This is a genomic window from Actinoplanes sp. NPDC023714, assembly GCF_040639855.1.
Taxonomy (GTDB): domain Bacteria; phylum Actinomycetota; class Actinomycetes; order Mycobacteriales; family Micromonosporaceae; genus Actinoplanes.
In genome coordinates this window covers 1,363,469-1,384,182 of record NZ_JBFAAR010000001.1, presented here as the reverse complement: position 1 = coordinate 1,384,182, position 20,714 = coordinate 1,363,469, and the positions used below count along the sequence as shown (strand labels likewise).

General features: G+C 72.8%; 15 protein-coding genes. 3 read left to right on the top strand and 12 right to left on the bottom strand.

Annotation, left to right across the window (positions count from 1 at the left end; translation table 11 throughout):
- Window positions 1–33 precede the first annotated feature (33 nt).
- From AB0G10_RS06455 to uraD, 4 genes are read right to left on the bottom strand one after another with little or no spacing between them, the layout of a single operon-like run.
- A complete protein-coding gene (locus tag AB0G10_RS06455) occupies window positions 34–1,377 on the bottom strand; it encodes an 8-oxoguanine deaminase (protein WP_360917404.1) in 1,344 nt (447 codons plus the stop codon).
- On the bottom strand, window positions 1,374–2,225 hold the full coding sequence (gene pucL / locus AB0G10_RS06450; RefSeq protein ID WP_360917977.1) for a factor-independent urate hydroxylase: 852 nt from the start codon (window positions 2,223–2,225) through the stop codon (window positions 1,374–1,376). Before pucL ends, AB0G10_RS06455 begins: the two co-directional genes overlap by 4 nt.
- 13 nt (window positions 2,226–2,238) lie before the next feature.
- Window positions 2,239–2,598 (bottom strand): hydroxyisourate hydrolase, encoded by a 360-nt coding sequence (gene uraH / locus AB0G10_RS06445; protein WP_360917401.1) that lies wholly within the window; start codon window positions 2,596–2,598, stop codon window positions 2,239–2,241.
- Window positions 2,588–3,079, bottom strand: coding sequence for a 2-oxo-4-hydroxy-4-carboxy-5-ureidoimidazoline decarboxylase (uraD, locus tag AB0G10_RS06440; RefSeq protein ID WP_360917398.1), 492 nt, complete (start codon window positions 3,077–3,079; stop codon window positions 2,588–2,590). Before uraD ends, uraH begins: the two co-directional genes overlap by 11 nt.
- Window positions 3,080–3,191: 112 nt before the next feature.
- Between uraD and hrpB the strand changes: the two genes are divergently transcribed.
- Entirely contained in the window at window positions 3,192–5,732 is a 2,541-nt protein-coding gene (gene hrpB / locus AB0G10_RS06435) for an ATP-dependent helicase HrpB (RefSeq protein WP_360917976.1), read from the top strand.
- 19 nt (window positions 5,733–5,751) lie between these two features.
- Here hrpB and AB0G10_RS06430 read toward each other — a convergent pair whose 3' ends face one another.
- The 8 genes from AB0G10_RS06430 to glgX form a co-directional block, all read right to left on the bottom strand.
- Window positions 5,752–8,046, bottom strand: coding sequence for an EAL domain-containing protein (locus AB0G10_RS06430; RefSeq protein ID WP_360917395.1), 2,295 nt, complete (start codon window positions 8,044–8,046; stop codon window positions 5,752–5,754).
- 70 nt (window positions 8,047–8,116) lie between these two features.
- The gene (locus tag AB0G10_RS06425; protein ID WP_360917392.1) at window positions 8,117–8,839 is read right to left on the bottom strand and encodes a protein phosphatase 2C domain-containing protein; all 723 of its coding nucleotides are present in this window, start codon (window positions 8,837–8,839) and stop codon (window positions 8,117–8,119) included.
- Between the two features lie 81 nt (window positions 8,840–8,920).
- Window positions 8,921–9,961, bottom strand: coding sequence for a hypothetical protein (locus AB0G10_RS06420; RefSeq protein WP_360917389.1), 1,041 nt, complete (start codon window positions 9,959–9,961; stop codon window positions 8,921–8,923).
- Window positions 9,958–11,100 (bottom strand): transporter substrate-binding domain-containing protein, encoded by a 1,143-nt coding sequence (locus AB0G10_RS06415; RefSeq protein ID WP_360917386.1) that lies wholly within the window; start codon window positions 11,098–11,100, stop codon window positions 9,958–9,960. The genes AB0G10_RS06420 and AB0G10_RS06415 overlap by 4 nt, the downstream gene beginning before the upstream one ends.
- A 24-nt stretch (window positions 11,101–11,124) precedes the next feature.
- Window positions 11,125–11,346, bottom strand: coding sequence for a membrane protein insertion efficiency factor YidD (gene yidD, locus AB0G10_RS06410; RefSeq protein WP_360917383.1), 222 nt, complete (start codon window positions 11,344–11,346; stop codon window positions 11,125–11,127).
- Window positions 11,343–13,064, bottom strand: a complete 1,722-nt coding sequence (gene treZ, locus AB0G10_RS06405; RefSeq protein ID WP_360917380.1) for a malto-oligosyltrehalose trehalohydrolase — start codon at window positions 13,062–13,064, stop codon at window positions 11,343–11,345. Before treZ ends, yidD begins: the two co-directional genes overlap by 4 nt.
- Window positions 13,061–15,334, bottom strand: a complete 2,274-nt coding sequence (treY, locus tag AB0G10_RS06400) for a malto-oligosyltrehalose synthase (RefSeq protein WP_360917377.1) — start codon at window positions 15,332–15,334, stop codon at window positions 13,061–13,063. Before treY ends, treZ begins: the two co-directional genes overlap by 4 nt.
- Window positions 15,334–17,445: a glycogen debranching protein GlgX gene (glgX, locus tag AB0G10_RS06395; RefSeq protein ID WP_360917374.1), complete on the bottom strand. Its 2,112-nt coding sequence runs from the start codon at window positions 17,443–17,445 to the stop codon at window positions 15,334–15,336. The genes treY and glgX overlap by 1 nt, the downstream gene beginning before the upstream one ends.
- A gap of 205 nt (window positions 17,446–17,650) precedes the next feature.
- On the opposite strand from glgX, the gene AB0G10_RS06390 reads away from it, so the two are divergent.
- Together AB0G10_RS06390 and AB0G10_RS06385 are read left to right on the top strand one after the other, a co-directional pair.
- A complete protein-coding gene (locus tag AB0G10_RS06390; RefSeq protein WP_360917371.1) occupies window positions 17,651–19,489 on the top strand; it encodes a glycogen debranching enzyme N-terminal domain-containing protein in 1,839 nt (612 codons plus the stop codon).
- Window positions 19,486–20,712 (top strand): glycosyltransferase family 4 protein, encoded by a 1,227-nt coding sequence (locus AB0G10_RS06385; RefSeq protein ID WP_360917369.1) that lies wholly within the window; start codon window positions 19,486–19,488, stop codon window positions 20,710–20,712. The genes AB0G10_RS06390 and AB0G10_RS06385 overlap by 4 nt, the downstream gene beginning before the upstream one ends.
- The last annotated feature ends 2 nt before the right edge of the window (window positions 20,713–20,714 follow it).

Genomic DNA, 20,714 nt, shown 5'->3' with positions numbered 1-20,714 from the left:
GGTGTGGTTACTCCCCCGTACGGTAATCGAGCATTATTCACGCACCAGCCGTCGATGTGCCCGCCGGGCTTCCCGCGTCAGATCGGCCTCGGAGGCGTTCACCAGCTCCCCACGCTCCACCACCGGCCGGCCGCCGACAAGGGCCAGCTCCACGGTCGCGGGCGGCCCGAAGACCAGCGCCGCCACCCGGTCGTCGATGCCCTCGTGGCCGAGCCCGTCGAGCCGCCAGAGCACCAGATCTGCGAGTTTTCCCACTTCGATCGAGCCGAGATCGTCCTGCCTGCCGAGACAGCGGGCGCCGCCCACGGTGCCGAGCCGCAGCGCCTCCCGCGCGGTCATGGCGGCCGGGCCGCCCCGCATCCGCGCGGTGTAGAGCGCCTGCCGCAGCTCGGCGCCGAGGTGCGACATCTCCTGCGAGGCCGCGCCGTCCACCCCGAGCCCGACCGGCACCCGGCTGTCGATCAGCTCGCGGACCCGGGCCATGCCGGCGCCGAGGCGCGCGTTGGAGCTCGGGCAGTGCGCCACCCCGGTGCCGGTCGCGCCGAGCTTCGCGATCGCGGCGTCGTCCAGGTGCACGCCGTGGGCCAGCCACACGTCGTCGCCGAGCCAGCCCACGCGTTCCGCGTACTCGACGGGCGTGCAGCCGAACCGCTTCCGGCAGAACTCCTCCTCGTCGTCGGTCTCGGCGAGGTGGGTGTGCAGCCGGACACCTTTGCGGCGGGCCAGCACCGCGGCCTCCTCCATGAGGCGGGTCGTCACCGAGAACGGCGAGCAGGGCGCCACCGCGATCTGGAGCATGGCGTCCGGGGACGGGTCGTGCCAGCGGTCGATCGCGGCCTCGGTGGCGGCCAGCGCCTCGTCGGTCTCCTCGACGACGTGGTCCGGCGGCAGCCCGCCGTCCTTGCGGCTGAGGTCCATCGAGCCGCGGGTCGGGTGGAACCGCAGGCCGATCTTCCGGGCCGCCTGGATCTCGGCCTCCAGCACGTCGCCGCCGTCGCGCGGGAAGACGTAGTGGTGGTCCATCGACGTGGTACAGCCGGAGAGCGCGAGCCAGCCGAGCCCGGCCCCGGCGGCCGCGCCGACGATCTCGGCGTCCAGCCGGCCCCAGATCGGGTAGAGCGTGGTGAGCCAGCCGAACAGCGTCTCGTCGAGGGCCAGGCCGCGGGTCGCCCACTGGTAGAGGTGATGGTGGGTGTTGACGAGTCCCGGGGTGATCAGACAGCCCGCGCCGTCGATGATTCGCCCGGATTTTTCCGGATAAACGCCGGCACCCACCGCAGCGATCCGGCCGTCGTCCCCGACCACCACGTGACCGTTCGCGTGGACCGTGTCGGTGGCGTCCACCGTCGCCACCGTGACGTTCTCGATGACGATCACAGCCACCACTCCGCGGTCGCGGCCGGCGCGTCGTCCCGCACGACGGACCCCTCGATCAGCCCGTAGGGCCGGTCCCCCGCGATGAACACCTCGTTCTCGTTGGTGAGATCGAAGGGCGACAGGTCCACGAGGTAGTGGTGCTTGTTCGGCAGCGCGAGCCGCACCTCCGCGATCTCCGGCCGCTCGGTGAGGACCCGGCTGCCCATCGCCATGAGCGTCTGTTGCAGGGAAAAGCTATAGGTCCCGACAAATCCGCTTTTAAGAGCTTCAACCGCTTTTTCGTACGATTGACCGAAGTCCCCGGTGTCGCCGGAGTGCCGCCACTTCGCGTCCACGGCCGTCGCCAGGATCCGGTCGGTGGTCTCCGGCAGCGTCGTGTACCCGTCCCGGACGAACCCGTGGAACTCCGAGTCGGTCGTGTTCAGCAGCACCAGCCCGGTCAACCCGGAGACGACCTGCGTCGTGGTCGCGGTGACCGTCACCGTGGTGGTGCGCGTGCAGTCGCCGCGCCGCGCGAACGAGTGCGGCCCCAGCCGGTCCCAGGCGAACGACTCGATCGAGACGGTGGCCCGGTCCACCTGGTCCTGCGACCCGACGAACCACCCGGCCAGCAGCAGCGCGAAGTCCTCCGGCTCGCCGACCCCGTGCTCCTTCGCGAACGCGTACACGGTGTTCTTCATCGTGTCGGTCGGCAGCACCGCGGCGTTGTCGCCGGTGGCGTGGGTGGCCTCCAGGTCGCCGGCGAGGGCGATGCTGACGTTGAGGTCCACGAGGCCGTGGGTGTCGCCGTCGCGGGACACCCGGACGAGCCGGGTCTCCGCCTTGCCGTATCGGTTGGGTCCGAGCACGATCGCCAACGGGTCAGCTCCCTCGGTAGGTGGTGTAGCCGTACCGGCTCAGCAGCAGCGGCACGTGGTAGTGGCGGTCCGGGTCGTGGACGTGGAAGGCGACGGTGATCTCCGGGAAGAAGCAGTCCCCGCCGAGGTAGGGCTCCACGTAGAAGAAGAGGCGGTACCCGCCGGCCTGCCAGTCGCGCACCGGCACCTGGAAGCGGAACCGGCCGTCCTCGTCGGTCCGCCCCTCGCCGACGGTGGACCAGCCGTCCGAGTCGCGGCGCTCCAGCCGCACGTAGACGTCCCGGGCCGGCTCGCCGCTGACGGTGTCCAGGATGTGCGTCGAGATCCGCGCGTGGAACTCGGCCGCCATGCCGTCAGAGGGCATCGAGCACCCGCTCGAGTCGCAGCAGCGCGATCTTGCGCAGCTCGTCGGCCACGATCGCCCGCTCGGTCTCCTCGTCGTTCTCCAGCCGGGCCCGCGCCACGTCGAGGATCTCCGCCTGCGACCGGCCGCTCGCGAAGATCAGGAAGACGTGCCCGAACTTCGCCTCGTAGAGCTCGTTCACCCGGATCAGCTCGGACCTCGTGGTGTCGTCGGCCGACTGGGCCGCGGCCAGCTGCTCGGCCCGCGACCACGCCGCCTCCTTCGACGCGCCGGCCGCGCGCTCGCCGATCCGCGGGTGCGCCGCGAGCCCGAGCAGCACGTCGCCCCAGCGGAGCGCGCGGGCGGCCGCGTCCGCGGCGGCGAGCAGCGCGGCGCGATCCCGGTACGGGCCGCCGGCCGTGATCGCCTCGGCCCAGGCCGGCGCCGCCAGGCAGGCCAGCAGGTCCCCGGCCGCCGGTGCCGTGAAGGTCTCCACCGTCACCCCCTCCTCAATGTTGATCAGTGAAGCAGGCGGAGTCCGCCGGAAGGACGGGCGGACGCAAGAATTAACAGACACACTGCCACGAAACACGAACGGAACCCGGCCCGTGCTGATCTCGCCCGACGCCCTGCCCGAGCTCCCGGTCCGGCCCGTCCTGCCGTCGGTCACCCGGACGCTCGACGAGGCGGGAGCGGCCGTCCTCGTCGCCCCGCCCGGAACCGGCAAGACCACCCTCGTACCCCTGGCCCTGGCCTCGGAGAAGGGCCGGGTCATCGTGGCCGAGCCACGGAGGGTGGCGGCTCGGGCGGCGGCGCACCGGATGGCCTCGCTGCTCGGTGAGCGCGCCGGCGGACGGGTCGGCTACGCGGTGCGCGGCGATCGGCGCGTCTCCCGGGACACCGTGGTCGAGGTGGTGACGACCGGTCTGCTGGTCCGGCGGCTCCAGCACGACCCGGAGCTGGCCGGGGTGGACGCCGTCATGCTCGACGAGTGCCACGAGCGGCACCTCGACTCCGACCTGGCCCTCGCCTTCCTGACCGAGGTCCGCGCCGCGCTCCGCCCCGACCTGCGGCTGCTCGCCACCTCGGCGACCGCCGACGCCGACCGGCTCGCCGCGATCCTGGAGGCGCCGGTGCTGACGGCTCACGCGCGTACGTATCCGGTCGCGGTGATCTGGGATCCGCCGCCGGGCCGGATCACCCCGCCGCTCGGCCTGCGCGTCGATCCGCGGCTGCTCGACCACGTGGCGGCCACGACCCGGCGGGCCCTCGCCGAGGGGGACGGCGACGTCCTGGTGTTCCTGCCGGGCGCCCGCGAGATCGAGGCGGTGGCCCGCCGGCTGCCGGGCGTCGACGTGGTCACCCTGCACGGCCGCCAGTCCGGTTCCGCCCAGGACGCGGCGCTGCGCCCCGGCGCCGGCCGGCGCGTCGTGCTCGCCACCGCGATCGCCGAGAGCAGCCTCACCGTGCCGGGCGTGCGCGCCGTGGTCGACGCCGGCCTGAGCCGGGTGCCGCGGATGGACCACTCCCGCGGCCTCGGCGCCCTGGCCACCGTCGCGGTCTCCCGCGCCTCCGCCGAACAGCGAGCCGGCCGGGCCGGCCGGGAGGCGCCGGGCCGCGTCTACCGCTGCTGGCCCCAGGCCCTCCACGACCGCCTCCCGGCCCAGCCCGAGCCGGAGATCGCCGCCGCCGACCTGACCGGTTTCGCCCTCGACCTCGCCCTCTGGGGCCACCCCGACGGCAGCGGCCTGGCCCTCCCCGACCAGCCGCCCGCGGGCGCCCTCAAGGCCGCCCGGTCGACCCTGCACGACCTCGGCGCGGTGGGCGACGACGGCCGCGTCACCGCCCGCGGCCGCGCCCTCGCCGACGCCGGCCTGCACCCCCGCCTGGCCCGGGCCCTCCTCGACGGCGCCGCGCTGGTCGGGGCGCAGCGGGCCGCCGAGATCGTCGCCGTCCTCGACGACACCCTCTCCGGAGGCGACGACGTGGTCACCCTCTGGAGGAGGGCGCGAGCTTCCGGCGACAAGGCCTTCACCACCGAGGTACGCCGCCTCCGCGCCGCCCTCCCACCCCCGCCGACGCCCCCGTCCCCGGCCGCCGCAGGCACGGCTGCCGCCTCCCGGACCGGCGGCTCCGCGGTCTCCCTCTCTTCCGCGAACGAGCATTCGATCGGCGGGGAGCGGATTCCCGACGACCTCGCGGCGGGACTCGTCGTGGGGCTGGCGTACCCGGAACGGGTCGCGAAGGCCCGGGAGCGGGGCGGTTCCTCGTACCTCATGGCCGGCGGAACCGCCGCGGAGCTGCCAGGCGGCACCCAGCTTGCCGGAACGCCCTGGCTGGCGGTGGCCGCCGCGGAGCGTGCGGCCGGATCGCGCACCGCACGCATCCGCAGCGCCGCGCCCCTCGACGAGGAGACCGCGTGTCAGGTGGCGGCCACCCTGCTCAGCGACGGCGCCGAGATCGGCTGGATCGACGGCGACGTGGTGGCCCGGCGGGTGCGGAGGCTCGGCGCGATCACGCTGTCCAGCGTACGGATCACCGACCCGGACCCGGCCCTGCTGCACGACGCGCTGCTCACCGGCCTGCGCGCGGAGGGGCTGTCGCTGCTCACCTGGACCCGCAACGCCGAGGAGCTGCGCGGCCGGCTCGCCTTCGCGCACGCCGCCCTCGGCGACCCGTGGCCGGACGTCTCCGACGAGGCGCTGCTCGCCGCCGACTGGCTCGACCTGTCGAAGGCCCGCCGCCGCGCCGACCTGGCCAAGCTGGACGTCGCCCACTCCCTGCGCCGCCTGCTCCCCTGGTCGGTGGCGGGACGGCTGGACGAGGTGGCCCCGGAACGCCTGCCCGTCCCGAGCGGCTCGAACGTGCGCGTCGACTACACCGACCCGGCCGCGCCGGTGCTGGCCGTGAAGGTGCAGGAGGCGTTCGGCTGGCAGGACGCCCCACGGCTGGCCGACGGCCGGGTGCCGGTACTGCTGCACCTGCTCTCCCCGGCCGGCCGCCCGGTGGCCGTCACCGGCGATCTGCGGTCGTTCTGGGCGCAGGGGTTCCCGCAGGTACGGGCCGAGCTGAGGGGCCGCTATCCGCGCCACCCGTGGCCCGAGGACCCGACCACGGCCACCCCGACGAAGCGCGCCAACCCGCGTTCCCGCTGAAGCCGCCGCGAACCCGGGGTCAGGTGGCCGTCGGGATGAGGCGGGTCAGGGGCGCGGGCGGGCCGAACAGATACCCCTGGCCGAGGGGGCAGCCGAGCGCCGCCATGCCGGAGGCCCGCTCCCGCGTCTCGAGGCCCTCGGCCACCACCGCGATGCCCAGTTCCGCGCAGATGGCGAGCACCGAGCGGCACAGGGCGCCGGCCCGCTCCGGCGAGGCGTCCACGTCGGTGAGGGTCGAGTCGAGCTTCACGATGTCGACGGGCATGGCGTGGAGCTGGGCCAAAGCGTTGTAGCCGCTGCCGAAGTCGTCCAGGGCGATCCGTACGCCGAGGTCGCGCAGCGATTCCAGCACGGCGGCGGCGCGGGGCAGGTCGGGTATGCGGAGGGTCTCGGTGACCTCCACGACGAGGCGGGCCGGGGGTACGCCGTGGCGTTCCAGCGCCGCCGCGACGGCCGCGCGCAGGCCGTGCTGGCCGAGGCGGCCGGCCGAGACGTTGACGTGCAGGTCGATCGGGCGGCCGTAGAGCGACTCGAGCCGGGCCGCGTCGGCGCACGCCTGGTCGAGCACGAAGTCGTCGATCGCCGCGACCAGGCCGGTGCGCTCGGCCATCGTGACGAAGACGTCCGGGTGGACCGGGCCGGCGACCGGGTCGGTCCAGCGGGCCAGCGCCTCCACCGCCACGGTCGCGGCGTCGGCGAGCCGGACGATCGGCTGGTAGTGCACCTCGAAGCCGGCCGCGGCGGGGCTGCCGCCCTCGGCGAGCGCGCCGGCGAGCAGCTGCGGCAGATCGGCGTGCGGCGCGTTGTCGCGCGGCCCGGCATAGGTGACGAGGGCGCCCTTGCCGCGGCGCTTCACCGCGTACATGGCGGCGTCGGCGCGGCGCAGCAGGATGTCGGCCGAGAGGTGGTCGCCCGGTTCGGCGGCGACCAGGCCGACGCTCACGCCGACGCCCACCGACCGGCCGTCGATCAGGTACGGCTCGCGCAGCGTGGCGAGCATCCGCTGCCCGATCGCCTCCGCCTCGGCCACCCACACCGGGTACGGCAGCTCGGCCGTCGCCCGCCCGGCCGCGGCCCGCCGGTCCAGGCCGTCGTAGACGCGCACCCCGGCGGCGGAGAGCACGTACCGGCGGGGACGGAACCGGCTGCGGTGCCGCCGCGGCGCCGGGACGACGCCGTAGCCGAGCACCACCGCGAACTCGTCGCCGCCGAGCCGGGCCACCAGGTCCTGGGACCGTACGCAGGACCGCATCCGCTCGCCCACGGCGGTGAGCACCCGGTCCCCCATGGCGTGCCCGAACGTGTCGTTGATGAGCTTGAAGTCGTCGAGGTCGGCGAAGAGGACCGCGACCGGCGCGCCCCGGCTCTGGTGCGCCTCCAGGGCGAGGCCGAGGCGTTCCCGGAAGAGCGCCCGGTTCGGCAGCCCGGTCAGCGGGTCGTGGTACGCCAGGTGGTGCAACCGCTGCTGGGTGTCGGCGATCCGGTCGAGCAGCACGGTGTTGTCCATGATGGTGAGCATCTGCCGGGTGACCACCAGGGCGAGCCCGAGCCAGCCGAGGTAGGCCTGGAACGCGGTGAGCGGCTGACCGGCGATGGTGCGCGCCATCAGCACCACCCCGGCCACCACCACCGGCCCGTACGGCACGAGCAGGTGCAGCCGGTCGTGCACGAGCAGCGCCGTGACCGGCCGGTCCAGCGGGACCCGGGCCGGGCTGAGCGCCGCGAGCGCGATGAAGGCCGGCCCGATCAGGTGCCCGGCGGTCGCCGCCCAGCCCGGTCCGGCGTCGAGCAGCCGGAGCGTGTCGGCGGTGCCGAAGGCGATCAGCGCCACCCCGATCAGGGCGAGCGGGCGCCGGCCGGACGGCGAGTCCGGCCGGGTGGTCAGCAGCAGCATCACCATGGTGAGCAGGACCAGGTCGACGACCGGGTAGGCCACCAGGCGCGGCTCGACCAGATCGGGCACGACCGACCAGAGCAGCGCCAGCACCGAGCCGGTGATCAGCACGCTGTCGATGACCAGGGCGATCTGGTCGCGGCGCGGCGAGGTCGGCACCGGGCGGGGCCGGGTGTGCGCGGCGGCCAGCAGCCCGATCAGCATGCAGAGCGGCAGCACCAGGAAGCCGGCGTCGGTGACCACCTGCGGCGGGTCGGTGAGCAGTCCGGCGAGCCGGGTGAGCGACCAGACCAGCAGGCCACCGGCGGCGAGGAACCGCCAGCGGCGCGGGATGCCGGTCCGGCCCCGGGTCGCGTGCAGGCAGACGGCGGCGGCGGCGAGGCCGACGCCGAGCTGCAGCAGGTCACCGAGAACGGCCACGGCCCCGAATCACCACCAGATTCTTTCCGGCCGCGGAATACAAGGTAAGCGGCCGGAGTAAAATACCTGGTCAGTCTCCGGTGGTCACGTCCGCTACGACCACCGTGACATTGTCCGGGCCGCCGCCGCGCAGCGCGAGGTCGACGAGGCGCTCGGAGCACGTCTTCGGGTCGGGCGAGGTGCGCAGCTCCTGCTCCAGCGTCGGGTCGTTGACCACGCCGGTGAGGCCGTCGCTGCAGAGCAGCCAGCGGTCCCCGGCCTGCGGCTCCACGATGACGTACGCGGGGGTCACCGGCTCGCCCTGCAGCACCCGGGTCACGACGGCCCGGCGCGGGTGGCCGGCCGCCTCCTCGGGCTTGAGCAGGCCCTGGTCGATGAGCATCTGGACGTACGTGTCGTCCTTGGTGAGCTGGTTGAGCCGGCCGTCGCGCAGCAGGTATGCCCGGGAGTCGCCGACGTGGGCCATCGCCGCCCGCTCGCCGTTGAAGAGCACGGCCGTGAGCGTGGTGCCCATCCCCTGCAGAGCGGGGTCGGCGGCCACCTGCTCGGCGATCCGGCCGTTCGCCACTTCGAGCGCGCGGTGCAGCGCGTCCATCTGGTTGTCGGTGGGGATAGGCGCGTCGAGCGAGACCATGGCTTCGACGGCGAGCCGGCTGGCGAGGTCGCCGGCGGCCATCCCGCCCATGCCGTCGCAAACCACGAGGAGGTTGTCACCCGCGTAGTGACAGTCCTCGTTGTTGCTCCGGACGTGTCCTTGGTCGGTGACGGCCGCCCACCGGAGGTGCAAGGTCATGGCGTGCAGCCTGCCAGGTCGATGCCAAGCTGTCTGCACGTGGTGGGCGGCATGTCGCACATGTCGTTGTCGAAAATACACTCAGCCCGGATCAAGGGCACGTCCGAGGCATCGGGGATCGACTTCGGTCACGGTGCGTGTCGGTGCGATCCACCGGAGTGCCGAGGCCTCGGCGGGCCAGCCGCGGACCGTCACGCCGCTGTACGACGGCGGCGCGGTGTCCGGGCAGAGCGCCCGGGACCGCACCTGTCCGTTGGGGATGAACGTCACCTCGCCGTCCGGCTCCAGCATCGTGGTGGAGTTGTCGTCCACCGAGATCAGCTGTCCGCGGACGACGGTGACCGGCTCGCCCTCGGCGCCGACCTCGACGGCGCTGTCCGGCAGCACCGGGGCGCGCAGGAAGACCACGCCGACCACGAACGGCAGCGCGAACGCCGCGCCGATCGCCGGCCAGTACGTCGCCATCCGCGCCCACTTGGCCGGTACCGGCCCGGTGAGCACCGGCCCGAACAGCGGCGGCAGGGCGAGCAGGGCGGCCGTGGACCACATGCCGGCCCGCACGGCCTCGACGACGCCCGGCCAGACGAAGATCCACACCAGGATCCCGGTCACCACCGGCACGCCGATGGTGATCCAGAGCATCAGCGCCCTCTCGCCCTGGATGCTCTGCGCCGCGGTCAGCCCGAGGATCGCCGTGACGAGCATGGCGAGCAGCGGCAGGAGCTGCATCTGCCAGGTGAAGGCCGCGATGATCGCAGCGATCGCGACGACCCACCCGGGCATCCGCAGGGCGGCCACCGCGAGGTACGACGTGCCGGCGTGCCCCGGGACGCTGACCAGCAGGATCCCGCCGAGCACCCGGACCACCAGGATGGCCGCCGGGATGGTCCAGCTCAGCGTGATGAAGAGCGCGCCGAGCATGCCGAGTGGGTTGATGTACTGCACGAGCAGCAGCATGGTGGCCATGTCCTGCCGGCTCAGGTACCAGAGCCGGAGCACGAGCAGCAGCAGCGGGAAACCGGGCAGGACGGCGAGCAGCCAGTTGAACTCGGCGCGGTAGCGGGGGCGGGCGCCGTGCCGCTCCTTCGAGACCGCGCCGGTCGAGATGTCGGAGGAGGTCATCCGAGCGGGTCCTCCCACGGCAGGTGCCGCACGTCCGGCCGTTCCACGCGGGGCTGCATGCCCTCGGCGATCGGTACCGGCTCGTCCAGGTCGATCTCGGACTGGAGGTGCTCCTGGTAGGCCCGCTCCCACCGGTCGTCGGCGGGGTCGGCGTACGAACGGTAGAGGGTCAGGTTGACGAGCGTCTCCAGGGCCGGGTTGTCGCCGACGTTGACACCCCACCGCTCGACCTTCTCGAGGCCGAGGTCCCAATGCGTGTATTTTCCTGGAAACTTGTGCTTCCATCCGGCCAGGATCGCCGCATCGGTGCTGATCGCGTCGACCTTGCCGGCGTCGAGCTCGGCGAAGCACTCCCGGACGCGGTTCTTGCGGGTCACGATCGCCTCCACGTCGTCCAGCGCGGACTGGCTCGTCGAGGTCGAGAGGGTGCAGACCCGCTTGCCGGTGAGGTCCTGCAGGGCGGAGACGGAGGAGTGACCCTTCAGTGTGATCACCGACTGCTCGGTGTGCAGATAGGGCGCCGAGAAGTGCACACCGGAAGCCTTGCGTTCCTCGGTGACGCTGTAGCTGGCGATCACGAGCTGGACCGGCACCGGGTTGCCCTTCGCGTCGATCGCCTGCATCCGGGCCCGGTCCTCGCTCTCCAGGCCGTAGAACCGGACGTCGTCCCGGCGGAAACCGAGATCCTCGGCGACCATCAGGGCGATGTCGATGTCGAAGCCGGCCCACTTGCCATCCGGGTTGTGGAAGGCGACCCCGTACTGGTCGTCCTTCACGCCGATGTTCAGCGTGGTCCAGGTGTCCACCCCGGCCTGCTCGCGCAGCTCGGTGACCGACGGCGGGCCGCCGACCAGCAGCCGGCTCATCGTCACCGCGAGGACGAGCACGAGCAGCAGGCCGAGCCCGGCGAGCCGCCAGGCGCGGAAGCGGTATTCCCAGTCGGCGACCGAGCGGAGCTGGACCTCCTCGATCGCCTCCTCGAAGATCTCCTGCTCGGCGATGTCCCGGGAGGCGATCTCCTCGGGCGTCACGTCCGGCGGCGGCATGATCCGGCGGCGCAGCCACGGCAGATCCGGCGGCGTCCACTGCCGGAACCGGCGTACCCGCGGCCCGGTGTCTCTGTCGTCCCGCTCGACCATGCGGGACATGGTGCTACACCGATGTCACGGAACGGGGTCCGAGGTACCGAACGGGACCCGCGGGCCGCAGCGGGCCAGCCTGCGCAGGGTGAGGCGCAGGCCGGTCCGCAGGCCGTGCCGCTCGATCGCCGTCAGCGCATAGGCGCTGCAGGTGGGCGTGTACCGGCATCGGGTGGGCAGGCGCGGCGAGATCAGCCGGTAGAGCCTTATCGACCGCGTCGCGGCCCGCACACCCCAGGACGTCACCGCACCGAGGCTACGACGGCGCTCTCCGCCGGCAGCACGAGCCGGTCCCGCTGGACGACCACGCCCGGCTCGGTGGCGAGCAGCACCGACCGGACCGGCGAGCGGACGCTGACGGTCTGCTCGACGCCGGCCAGGTTCGCGGCCACCACGGACGACCCGCGGCGGATCACCACGTGCCGGTCGCCGTGCCAGGCCTCGACGTCGCTCAGCCACGGGTCGGTGAGGTCGGGCACGCCGCGGCGCAGCGCGATCAGCCGCTTGTAGAGCTCCAGGATCTCGGCGTGGCCCGGCTTCTCCGGCTCGGACCAGTCCAGCTTGGAGCGCTCGAAGGTGGCCGGGTCCTGCGGGTCCGGCACGTCGGCCTCGTCCCAGCCGTGCCGGGCGAACTCGCGGCGCCGGCCGGTCTGCACGGCGGCGGCCAGCTCCGGCTCCGGGTGGCTCGTGAAGAACTGCCACGGGCTGCTCGCCGCCCACTCCTCGCCCATGAAGAGCATCGGCGTGAACGGGGAGGTGAGCAGCAGCGTCGCGCCGACCTTGAGCAGGCCCGGCGAGAGGGTCGCGGTGAGCCGGTCGCCGATCGCGCGGTTGCCGATCTGGTCGTGGTTCTGCAGGAACGCGACGAACCGGTGCCCCGCGGTGCGCTGCCGGTCGATCGGCCGGCCGTGCCGCCGGCCGCGGAAGCTGGACCAGGTGCCGGCGTGGAAGAAGGCCCCTTCGAGCACCGTACGCAGGCAGTCCAGCGACCCGAAGTCGCCGTAGTAGCCCTGCCGCTCGCCGGTCAGCAGCGCGTGCAGGGCGTGGTGCACGTCGTCGTCCCACTGGGCGTGCAGGCCGTAGCCGCCGGCCTCGCGCGGGGTGATCAGCTTGGCGTCGTTGAGGTCCGACTCGGCGATCAGGGTGAGCGGCCGGCGCAGGTGCGCGGAGAGCTTCTCCACCTCGGCGGCGAGCTGTTCCAGCAGGTGCACCGCGCCCTCGTCGTGCAGCGCGTGCACGGCGTCGAGCCGCAGCCCGTCCACGTGGTAGTCACGCAGCCACATCAGCACGCTGTCGGCGATGTAGCGCCGCACGGTGTCCGAGTCGGGGCCGTCCAGGTTCAGCGAGCTGCCCCAGGTGTTGCTGCCGGCCGACAGGTACGGGCCGAACATCGGCGCGTACGCCCCGCTCGGGCCGAAGTGGTTGTAGACCACGTCGAGGACCACGCCGAGGCCCTTCGCGTGGGCCGCGTCGACGAACCGCTTGAGCCCGTCCGGGCCGCCGTACGCCTCATGGGGTGCGTACCAGCAGACGCCGTCGTAGCCCCAGTTGTAGGTGCCGTTGAACGCGTTCACCGGGAGCAGCTCGACCAGGTCGACGCCGAGGTCGACGAGGTGGTCCAGCTTCGCGATGGCGGCGTCGAACGTGCCCTCCGGGGTGAACGTGCCGATGTGCAGCTCGTAGAGGACCGAGCCGGGCAGCTGCCGGCCGGTCCACCCCTGGTCGGTCCAGGCGAAGGCGTCGTGGTCGTAGACCCGGCTCAGGCCGTGCACGCCGTCCGGCTGCCACGGCGACCGCGGGTCGGGCAGCGGCCTGTCCTGATCGGGGAGGAGGAAGCCGTAGTCGGTGCCGGAGGGCAGCTCGAGCCGCCACCAGCCGCCGTCGCCGGATTCCATCTCGTGTTCCCGGCCGTCGACGACGAGCCGGACGTTTTTCTCGGGAGCCCAGACCTCGAAGACAGTCATTCTTTCACCAGGAGCGCGACGGGATAGGTGTGCAGAAGCTCGGCGACTGCCAGGCGATTGCCACCGTAACTGGTATTCGTGAACACTTCCGTCCAACTGTGGCCGTCGAGTGACAGCGTCGTGTCGTGCCAGCCGCCGTGGCGTGACAATCCGACCGGCAGCCGGGTCGCCACCGCCACCGCGCCGCCGCGGTCGAAGGCGAGCACGTGCTCGCCGACCCGGCCGTCGGCGAAGACCGGCCGGTACCCGGTGAACAGCTCCGGGCGCTGCCGCCGCAGCCGCAGGATCCGGCTGGTGACCAGCAGCTTCGCGGCGCCGGTCTGGTCCACCGGCGGCAGCCAGCCGTCGTCGATCCGGCCGAGCAGCTCGCGCCGCTCGGCGAAGTCGACGGGCCGCCGGTTGTCCGGGTCGACGAGCGAGTGGTCCCAGAGCTCGGTGCCCTGGTAGACGTCGGGCACGCCGGGCATGGTGAGCTGGACCACCTTCTGCCCGAGCGAGTTGGACCAGCCGGGCGGCGCGATCGACGCCGCGAAGTCGCCGATCTCGCGGTGCAGGGCCGGGTCGTCGTAGATCCGGTCGACCATCCGGCGCAGGGCCGCCTCGAACGTCTCGTCCGGGCGCTGCCAGGTCGTGGACGCTCCCGATTCGCGCGCGGCCTTCACGGCGTACGCATGCAGTCTCTCCCGCGAGATCGGCCACGCACCCACCGCGACCTGCCAGATCAGATGGGCCAGCGACGGGTCGGGGAGCGGAGCGACCCGGACCCACCGGCGCACCACCTCGGTCCAGTCGCCGGGCACCTCGGAGAGGACCGCGAGCCGGGCCCGGACGTCCTCGCCGCGCTTGGTGTCGTGGGTGGCGAGCGAGGTCATCGAATCGGGCCACTCCAGCTGGCGCTGCTCGGCCGCGTCGTGGAACTCGTCCGGCGTCACGCCGAACCGGGTGGGGTCGTTGCCGACCTCGTTGCGGGCCACGAACCGGGTCCAGCGGTAGAACGCGGTGTCCTCCACGCCCTTCGCCATGACCGCGCCGGTGAACTGCTGGAACCGGATCGCCAGCTCGTCGCCGGGCACCCGCAGCCGCGCGGTGAGCCGGTCCAGCACGCCGATCAGCTGCGGGTTGCGCCGGCCCGCCTCGGCCCGGGCCTGCGCCAGGTGCCGGGAGCCGGCCGGCAGGTAGGACCGGTAGACCGGGAAGCAGGCGGCCAGCTCGGCGAGGGCTCGCTCGGCGTTCTCCACCTCGGGGACGAGCCGGGCCAGGCGGGACAGCTCGGTGGCGAGCAGGGTGGTGGCGACCGTGAGCTTGGTCCGGTGCACCAGGTCCTGCCAGGAGGTGACGGCGCCGCTCAGGTGGTGGTCGAGGGTGTCGAAGAACGCCTCGGTGCCGGAGTCCACGAAGACGCCGTTCACGTCGGCCATCGCGTCGTAGCCGGTGGTGCCGGCGACCGGCCAGGCCGGCAGCTTCTCCCCCGGCTCGAGGATCTTCTCGACCACGAGCCAGGCGTCCGGGGCGGATTCGCGCAGCCTGTCGAAGTAGCCGGCCGGGTCACGCAGGCCGTCCGGGTGGTCGACCCGGATGCCCTGGATCAGGCCCTCGCGGTACCAGCGCAGGATCTCGGCGTGGGTGGCCTCGAAGACCTCCGGGTCCTCGACGCGCAGCGCGGCCAGCTCGACGATCGCGAAGAACCGGCGGTAGTTCAGCTCCTTGTCGCCCCTGGTCCAGTTGACCAGCTCGTAGTGCTGCCGGTCGTGCACCTCGCGGGGCGTGCCCTCGCCGGTGCCGTCGGCGATCGGGTAGCGATTGTCGAAGTAGCGCAGTTCGCCCTCTTCGACGCGGAGGTCATCAAGCGCTGTCGGGCTGTCGGCCAGCACCGGGATCATCAGCCGGCCGCGCGTCCAGTCGATGTCGTAAAAATGCGAAAAAGAGGATTTCTGCCCGTTCTTAAGGACATCCCACCACGTCGGATTCGCATGCGGAACGGCGACGCCGGCGTGGTTCGGGACGATGTCGGCGACCAGCCCGAGACCAGCCTCCTGGAGCGCGCGGTGCAGCGTGAGCAGCCCGTCGGCACCACCGAGCGCCGGGTTGACCTGCGAGTGGTCCACCACGTCGTAGCCGTGTTCGGAACCGGGCGCCGAGGTGAGCAGCGGCGCCGAGTAGAGGTGGCTCACCCCGAGATCGGCGATGTAGTCGGCGATCTCGGCGGTGGCCGGCAGCGGGAAGTCGGGTCGGACCTGGACTCGGTAGGTACTGCTCGGGCGCGTAGGCATTACACCGTCCTGTCGAGCACGATGAGGGATCGGTCCGGGACCCAGATCGAATGTCCGGCCTCGACGACGGACGGGTGATCGGGATCCGGCTCGGCGGTTTCGATGACCTTCTCCCACTTCTCCCCGTACTCCGCGGGAGGCGTGGTGAACTCGAGCGGCGCGTCGTGCGCGTTGAAGAAGAGCAGGAACGAGCTGTCCACGTGCCGCTGGCCGTACTGGCCGCGCTCGCGGATGCCCTCGCCGTTGACGAAGAGCGCCACGGCCCGGCCGAAGTCGTTGCCCCAGTCGTCGCCGGCCATCTGCCGGCCGTCCGGGGTGAACCACTCCAGGTCGGGCAGCGGGTCGCCGCCGCCGCGCGCGGTCACCGGCAGGCCGGTGAAGAACCGGCGGCGCTGGAACACCTGGTGCCGGTGGCGGAACGCGGTCAGCTTGCGGGCGAACTCGAGCAGCTGCTCGTCGGCGTTCTCCCAGTCGATCCAGCTGATCTCGTCGTCCTGGCAGTACGCGTTGTTGTTGCCCTGCTGGGTGCGGCCCAGCTCGTCGCCGTGCGAGATCATCGGCACGCCCTGGCTGAGCATCAGCGTGGCCAGGAAGTTGCGGCGCTGGCGGGCCCGCAGCTGAAGCACCTTCGCGTCGTCGGTCGGGCCCTCGATGCCGCAGTTCCAGGACCGGTTGTGGCTCTCGCCGTCCCGGTTCTCCTCGCCGTTGGCCTCGTTGTGCTTGTCGTTGTAGGTGACCAGGTCGTTGAGGGTGAACCCGTCGTGCGCGGTCACGAAGTTGATCGAGTGGAAGGGCTTGCGGCCGTCGTCCTGGTAGAGGTCGGCCGACCCGGTGATCCGGGAGGCGAACTCGGCGAGGGTGGCCGGCTCGCCGCGCCAGAAGTCGCGGACGGTGTCCCGGTACTTGCCGTTCCACTCGGTCCAGTTCGGCGGGAAGTTGCCGACCTGGTACCCGCCCGGCCCGACGTCCCACGGCTCGGCGATCAGCTTCACCTGGCCGACGATCGGGTCCTGCTGCACCACCTCGAAGAAGGTGGAGAGCCGGTCCACGTCGTAGAACTCGCGGGCCAGGGTCGAGGCGAGGTCGAAGCGGAAGCCGTCGACGTGCATCTCGGTGACCCAGTACCGCAGCGAGTCCATGATCAGCTGGAGGCTCTGCGGGCTGCGGACGTTGAGGCTGTTCCCGGTGCCGGTGTAGTCCATGTAGAACTGCGGCTGGTCGTCGACGAGCCGGTAGTACGTACGGTTGTCGATGCCCTTGAGGGAGAGCGTCGGCCCGAGATGGTTGCCCTCGGCCGTGTGGTTGTAGACCACGTCGAGGATGACCTCCATGCCGGCCGCGTGCAGCGCCTTCACCATGCCGCGGAACTCCTGGGTCTGCTGACCGAGCGTGCCGGTCGAGGAGTAGCCGTGGTACGGCGCGAAGAAGCTCAGGGTGTTGTAACCCCAGTAGTTGCGCAGCCCGAGGTCGTCGAGGCGGTTGTCGTGCACGAACTGGTGCACCGGCATCAGCTCGACGGCGGTCACGCCGAGGCCCTTGAGGTGCTCGATGATCGCCGGATGCCCTATGGCCGAGTACGTCCCGCGCATGTCCCGGGGGATCTCCGGGTGCCGCTGGGTCAGGCCCTTCACGTGCGTCTCGTAGATCACCGAGTGGTGGTACGGGATGTCCGGCCGCCGGTCGTTGCCCCAGTCGAAGTAGGGGTTCACGACGACGCCCTTCGGCATGTACGGCGCCGAGTCCAGATCCGACATCTGGTCCGGGTTCGCGAAGTCGTACGCGTACATCGACGGGTGCCACGTGATGTCCGAGTCGACGGCCCGCGCGTAGGGGTCGAGCAGCAGCTTGTGCGGGTTGCACCGCAGTCCCCGGTGCGGCTCGTACGGGCCGTACACCCGGTAGCCGTACCGCTGACCGGGCTCCACGCCGGGCAGGTACGCGTGCCAGACGAACGCGTCCTGCTCGTGCAGCTGGACCTTCCGCTCGTTGCCCGAGGCGTCGAAGAGGCAGAGCTCGACCGCCTCGGCCACCTCGGAGAAGATCGCGAAGTTCGTGCCCGTCCCGTCGTACGTGGCTCCCAGCGGATACCGGTGACCAGGCCAAACCTGCATGTCGGTGCTCCTACCCCTCGGTGCCGTCATCGCGACCGGCGCCGGGCTGTCATGCCCACCAACCGGATGGGCTAATCCTGCCGCCGATCGTGTCCGCCTCGATTCTCGCGGACCGGGGTGCCTCGGAAGGCCCGACTGTCCGGTTCGCGGGTGATATCTCACCGTCCGGGGGTTTGCCGGGCGGGAAAACGAGCATTGTGGCGACGTGCCGCAGAATGATCACTTCACCTTCGGGCCGCAGATCTGCGGCACGCTCTCCCCGGAAGCCGGCGCGGGGAGGGAATGGCTGCTGGCCGACGGTCTCGGGGGTTACGCGAGCGGCACGGTGAGCGGTCTGCGCACCCGCCGCGAGCACACGCTGCTGACCGTTGACGATCACGGCACCCGGTGGGCCGCCCTGGCCTGTCTCGACCTCACCGTCACCCTCCCCTCGGGCGCGAAGGTGGCGCTCGCCACCCACGAGTGGGAGTCCGGCGCGGTCGCCCCGGGCGGCCACCGGCACCTGGAGAGCTTCACCCTCGACCGGGGGCTGCCGCGCTGGCGGTGGCGGATCGGCGACGTGGTGATCGAGCGGGAGCTGGCCCTGCGGCACGGGCATCCTTCGCTCGCGGTCCGGGACCGGGTGGTCGCGGCCCCCGCGCCGGTCACCCTGGCCGCCTCCGCGATGTGCACCTGGCGGGACGCGCACGCCTCGCGGCACGCCGGGGGCCCGCCGATCACGACGGTCCCGGCCGCCGGTGGCGCGATCGTGGCGGGCGCGTACCGGCTGACCGGTCCGGGCTGGCAGCCGGCCGGCGTCTGGCACTACGGCGTACGCACCCGCGAGGACGGCGCGGTCGAGGACCTCTGGCTGGCCGGGACGTTCTGCCGCCGGGCCGCGCCGGGCGAGTCCCTGGAGATCTCGGCGTGGGCGGGTGACCTCGCGGAGGAGCCGCCACCTCCGCCGGTGGTCCTGGCCGCGGAGCGCGAGCGCGCTCATCGCCTGGTCACCGCCGCCAAGGCCGAGGGGTACGGGGAGAGCCTCGCGCTCGCCGCCGACAAGTTCGTGATCCGCGCCGCGGACGGCCCGGACGTCGTCGCCGGATATCCGCTGCTGGGACGGGACCTGGCCGCCACGATGGCCGCCTACGAGGGGCTGTTCCTGGACACCGGCCGGGCCGAGGAGGGGCGGGAGCTGCTGGTGGCCCGCACCCGTACCGCGGCCGGCGCGGCCGGCTCCCCGGACGCCTCGCTGTGGCTGGTGCACGCGGTGGACCGGCACGTCACCCGGACCGGGGACAGCGACCTCGCCGCCGAGCTCGCGGCGCCGCTCGGCCGGCTCATGCGGCAGCGCCTGAGCGGGCCCGGGCCGCTCGCCCTGGACCCGGCCGACGGCCTGCTGCGGGCCGGCGCCGGCTTCACCCCCGACGACCGTCAGCTCGGCAAGCCGGTCGACGTCAACGCCCTCTGGGTGAACGCGCTCGCCGCGATGGGCGACCTGCTCACCGAGGGCGGATACGACGACGGCGAGCCCCGCGCCCGGCACGCCCGCGCCCGCACCTCCTTCCTGGCCGCCTTCCCGGCGCCGGAGGGCTGGCTGCACGACGTGGTCGAGGGCCCGCCCGCGACCTACCCGCTCGGCGCCGGCGCGCACACCGACGACCCCTCGCTGCGGCCGAACCAGTTGCTCGCCTGGTCGCTGCCGCACGGCCCGATGCGCGGCCAGGACGGCGCGGCGGTCCGCGCCATCGGGTCGGCCCTGCTCACCCCGCTGGGCCTGCGCACGCTCGCCGAGAACGAGTACGGCTACCGCGGCGATCCGGCCGGGGGCCCCGCCGACGGCGCGGTGCTGCCCTGGCTGATCGGCCCGTACGCGGACGCCTGCCGGGCCACCGGCCGCCCGGTCGAGGGCTTGCTCACCGGCCTGGAGGCGCACCTCGCCGAGTGGGGTGTCGGATCGATCAGCGAGCGGGCGGACGGCGAACCGCCTCATCGGGCCGCCGGCTGCCCGTTCGCCGCGAGGCCGGTGGCCGAGATGCTGCGCGTACGGGGAGGGCTGGAATGAACATCCTGATGCTGTCGTGGGAGTACCCGCCGCTGCTGGTCGGCGGGCTGGGCCGGCACGTGCACGCGCTCGCCACCACGCTGGCCGCGTCCGGGCACGAGGTGACGGTGGTGACCCGGCACGTGCCGGGCGCGCTGGCCGAGGAGTACACCGAGGGCGTCCGGGTGATCCGCGCGCCGGACGACCCGGCGCCCGGCGCGGACATGCTGAACTGGGCCCTCACCTTCAACCACACGCTCACCCGGGCCGCCCTGCGCGCCGCCCGCACCGGGCGCTACGACGTGGTGCACGCCCACGACTGGCTGGTCGCGCACGCCGCGGTGACCCTCCGCGACCACCTGGACGTCCCGCTGGTCGCCACCATCCACGCCACCGAGTCGGGCCGGCACCAGGGCTGGCTGCCGGCTCCCCACAACCGGGCCATCGACGGCATCGAGCGCTGGCTCTGCGACGCCGCGGTCCGGGTGATCGTCTGCTCGGCGTACATGAAGCGCGAGGTCGGCCGCCTCTTCGAGGTGCCCGCCGGCCGCTCCGACGTGGTCTTCAACGGCGTCGACGCGCTGCGCTGGCGGGCCCGGCCCCGGGCGGTCGAGGCGGCCCGGGCCCGGTACGCCGGCGACGGCCCGCTGATCAGCTTCGCCGGGCGGCTGGTCTACGAGAAGGGCGTGCAGAACCTGCTCGCGGCCGTGCCGGCGCTGCGCGAGCGGTTCCCCTCGCTGCGCGTCGTCGTCGCGGGCGACGGCCCGTACCGGAGGGATCTCGAAGAGATGGCCCCGCCCGGCGTGACCTTCGCGGGGTTCCTCGGCGGCCACGAGCTGACCGCGCTGATGGGCGCCTCGGACTGCTACGTCGTGCCGAGCATCTACGAGCCGTTCGGGATGGTGGCGCTCGAGGCGGCCGCCGCCGGGACGCCGGTCGCCGTGGCGGCCACCGGCGGCCTCGCCGAGATCGTCGACGACGGGGTGACCGGGGTGACCTTCCCGCCCGGCGACCCGGGGGCCATCGCCACGGCGGTCGGCGCGGTGCTGGCCGACCGCGACCACGCCCGGTCGATGGCGCTGCGGGCCCGTCTGCGCGTCGTCGACGACTTCAACTGGCCGTCGATCGCGGCGCGGACCGTGGACGTCTACGAGCACGCCCGGGCCGCCGACGCCCAGCAGGTCGCCCGGGAGGCGGAGAGCCTGCTCGGCCACGTCCCGGCCACCCGGCACGCCACGCTCTGAAG

Bases quoted from the DNA above. Each gene is read 5' to 3' on its own strand.
- uraH (WP_360917401.1), bottom strand. From the start codon at position 2,598: ATGCCCTCTGACGGCATGGCGGCCGAGTTCCACGCGCGGATCTCGACG.
- AB0G10_RS06425 (WP_360917392.1), bottom strand. From the start codon at position 8,839: ATGACCTTGCACCTCCGGTGGGCGGCCGTCACCGACCAAGGACACGTC.
- AB0G10_RS06420 (WP_360917389.1), bottom strand. From the start codon at position 9,961: ATGACCTCCTCCGACATCTCGACCGGCGCGGTCTCGAAGGAGCGGCAC.
- AB0G10_RS06415 (WP_360917386.1), bottom strand. From the start codon at position 11,100: ATGGTCGAGCGGGACGACAGAGACACCGGGCCGCGGGTACGCCGGTTC.
- treZ (WP_360917380.1), bottom strand. From the start codon at position 13,064: ATGACTGTCTTCGAGGTCTGGGCTCCCGAGAAAAACGTCCGGCTCGTC.
- treY (WP_360917377.1), bottom strand. From the start codon at position 15,334: ATGCCTACGCGCCCGAGCAGTACCTACCGAGTCCAGGTCCGACCCGAC.
- glgX (WP_360917374.1), bottom strand. From the start codon at position 17,445: ATGCAGGTTTGGCCTGGTCACCGGTATCCGCTGGGAGCCACGTACGAC.
- AB0G10_RS06385 (WP_360917369.1), top strand. From the start codon at position 19,486: ATGAACATCCTGATGCTGTCGTGGGAGTACCCGCCGCTGCTGGTCGGC.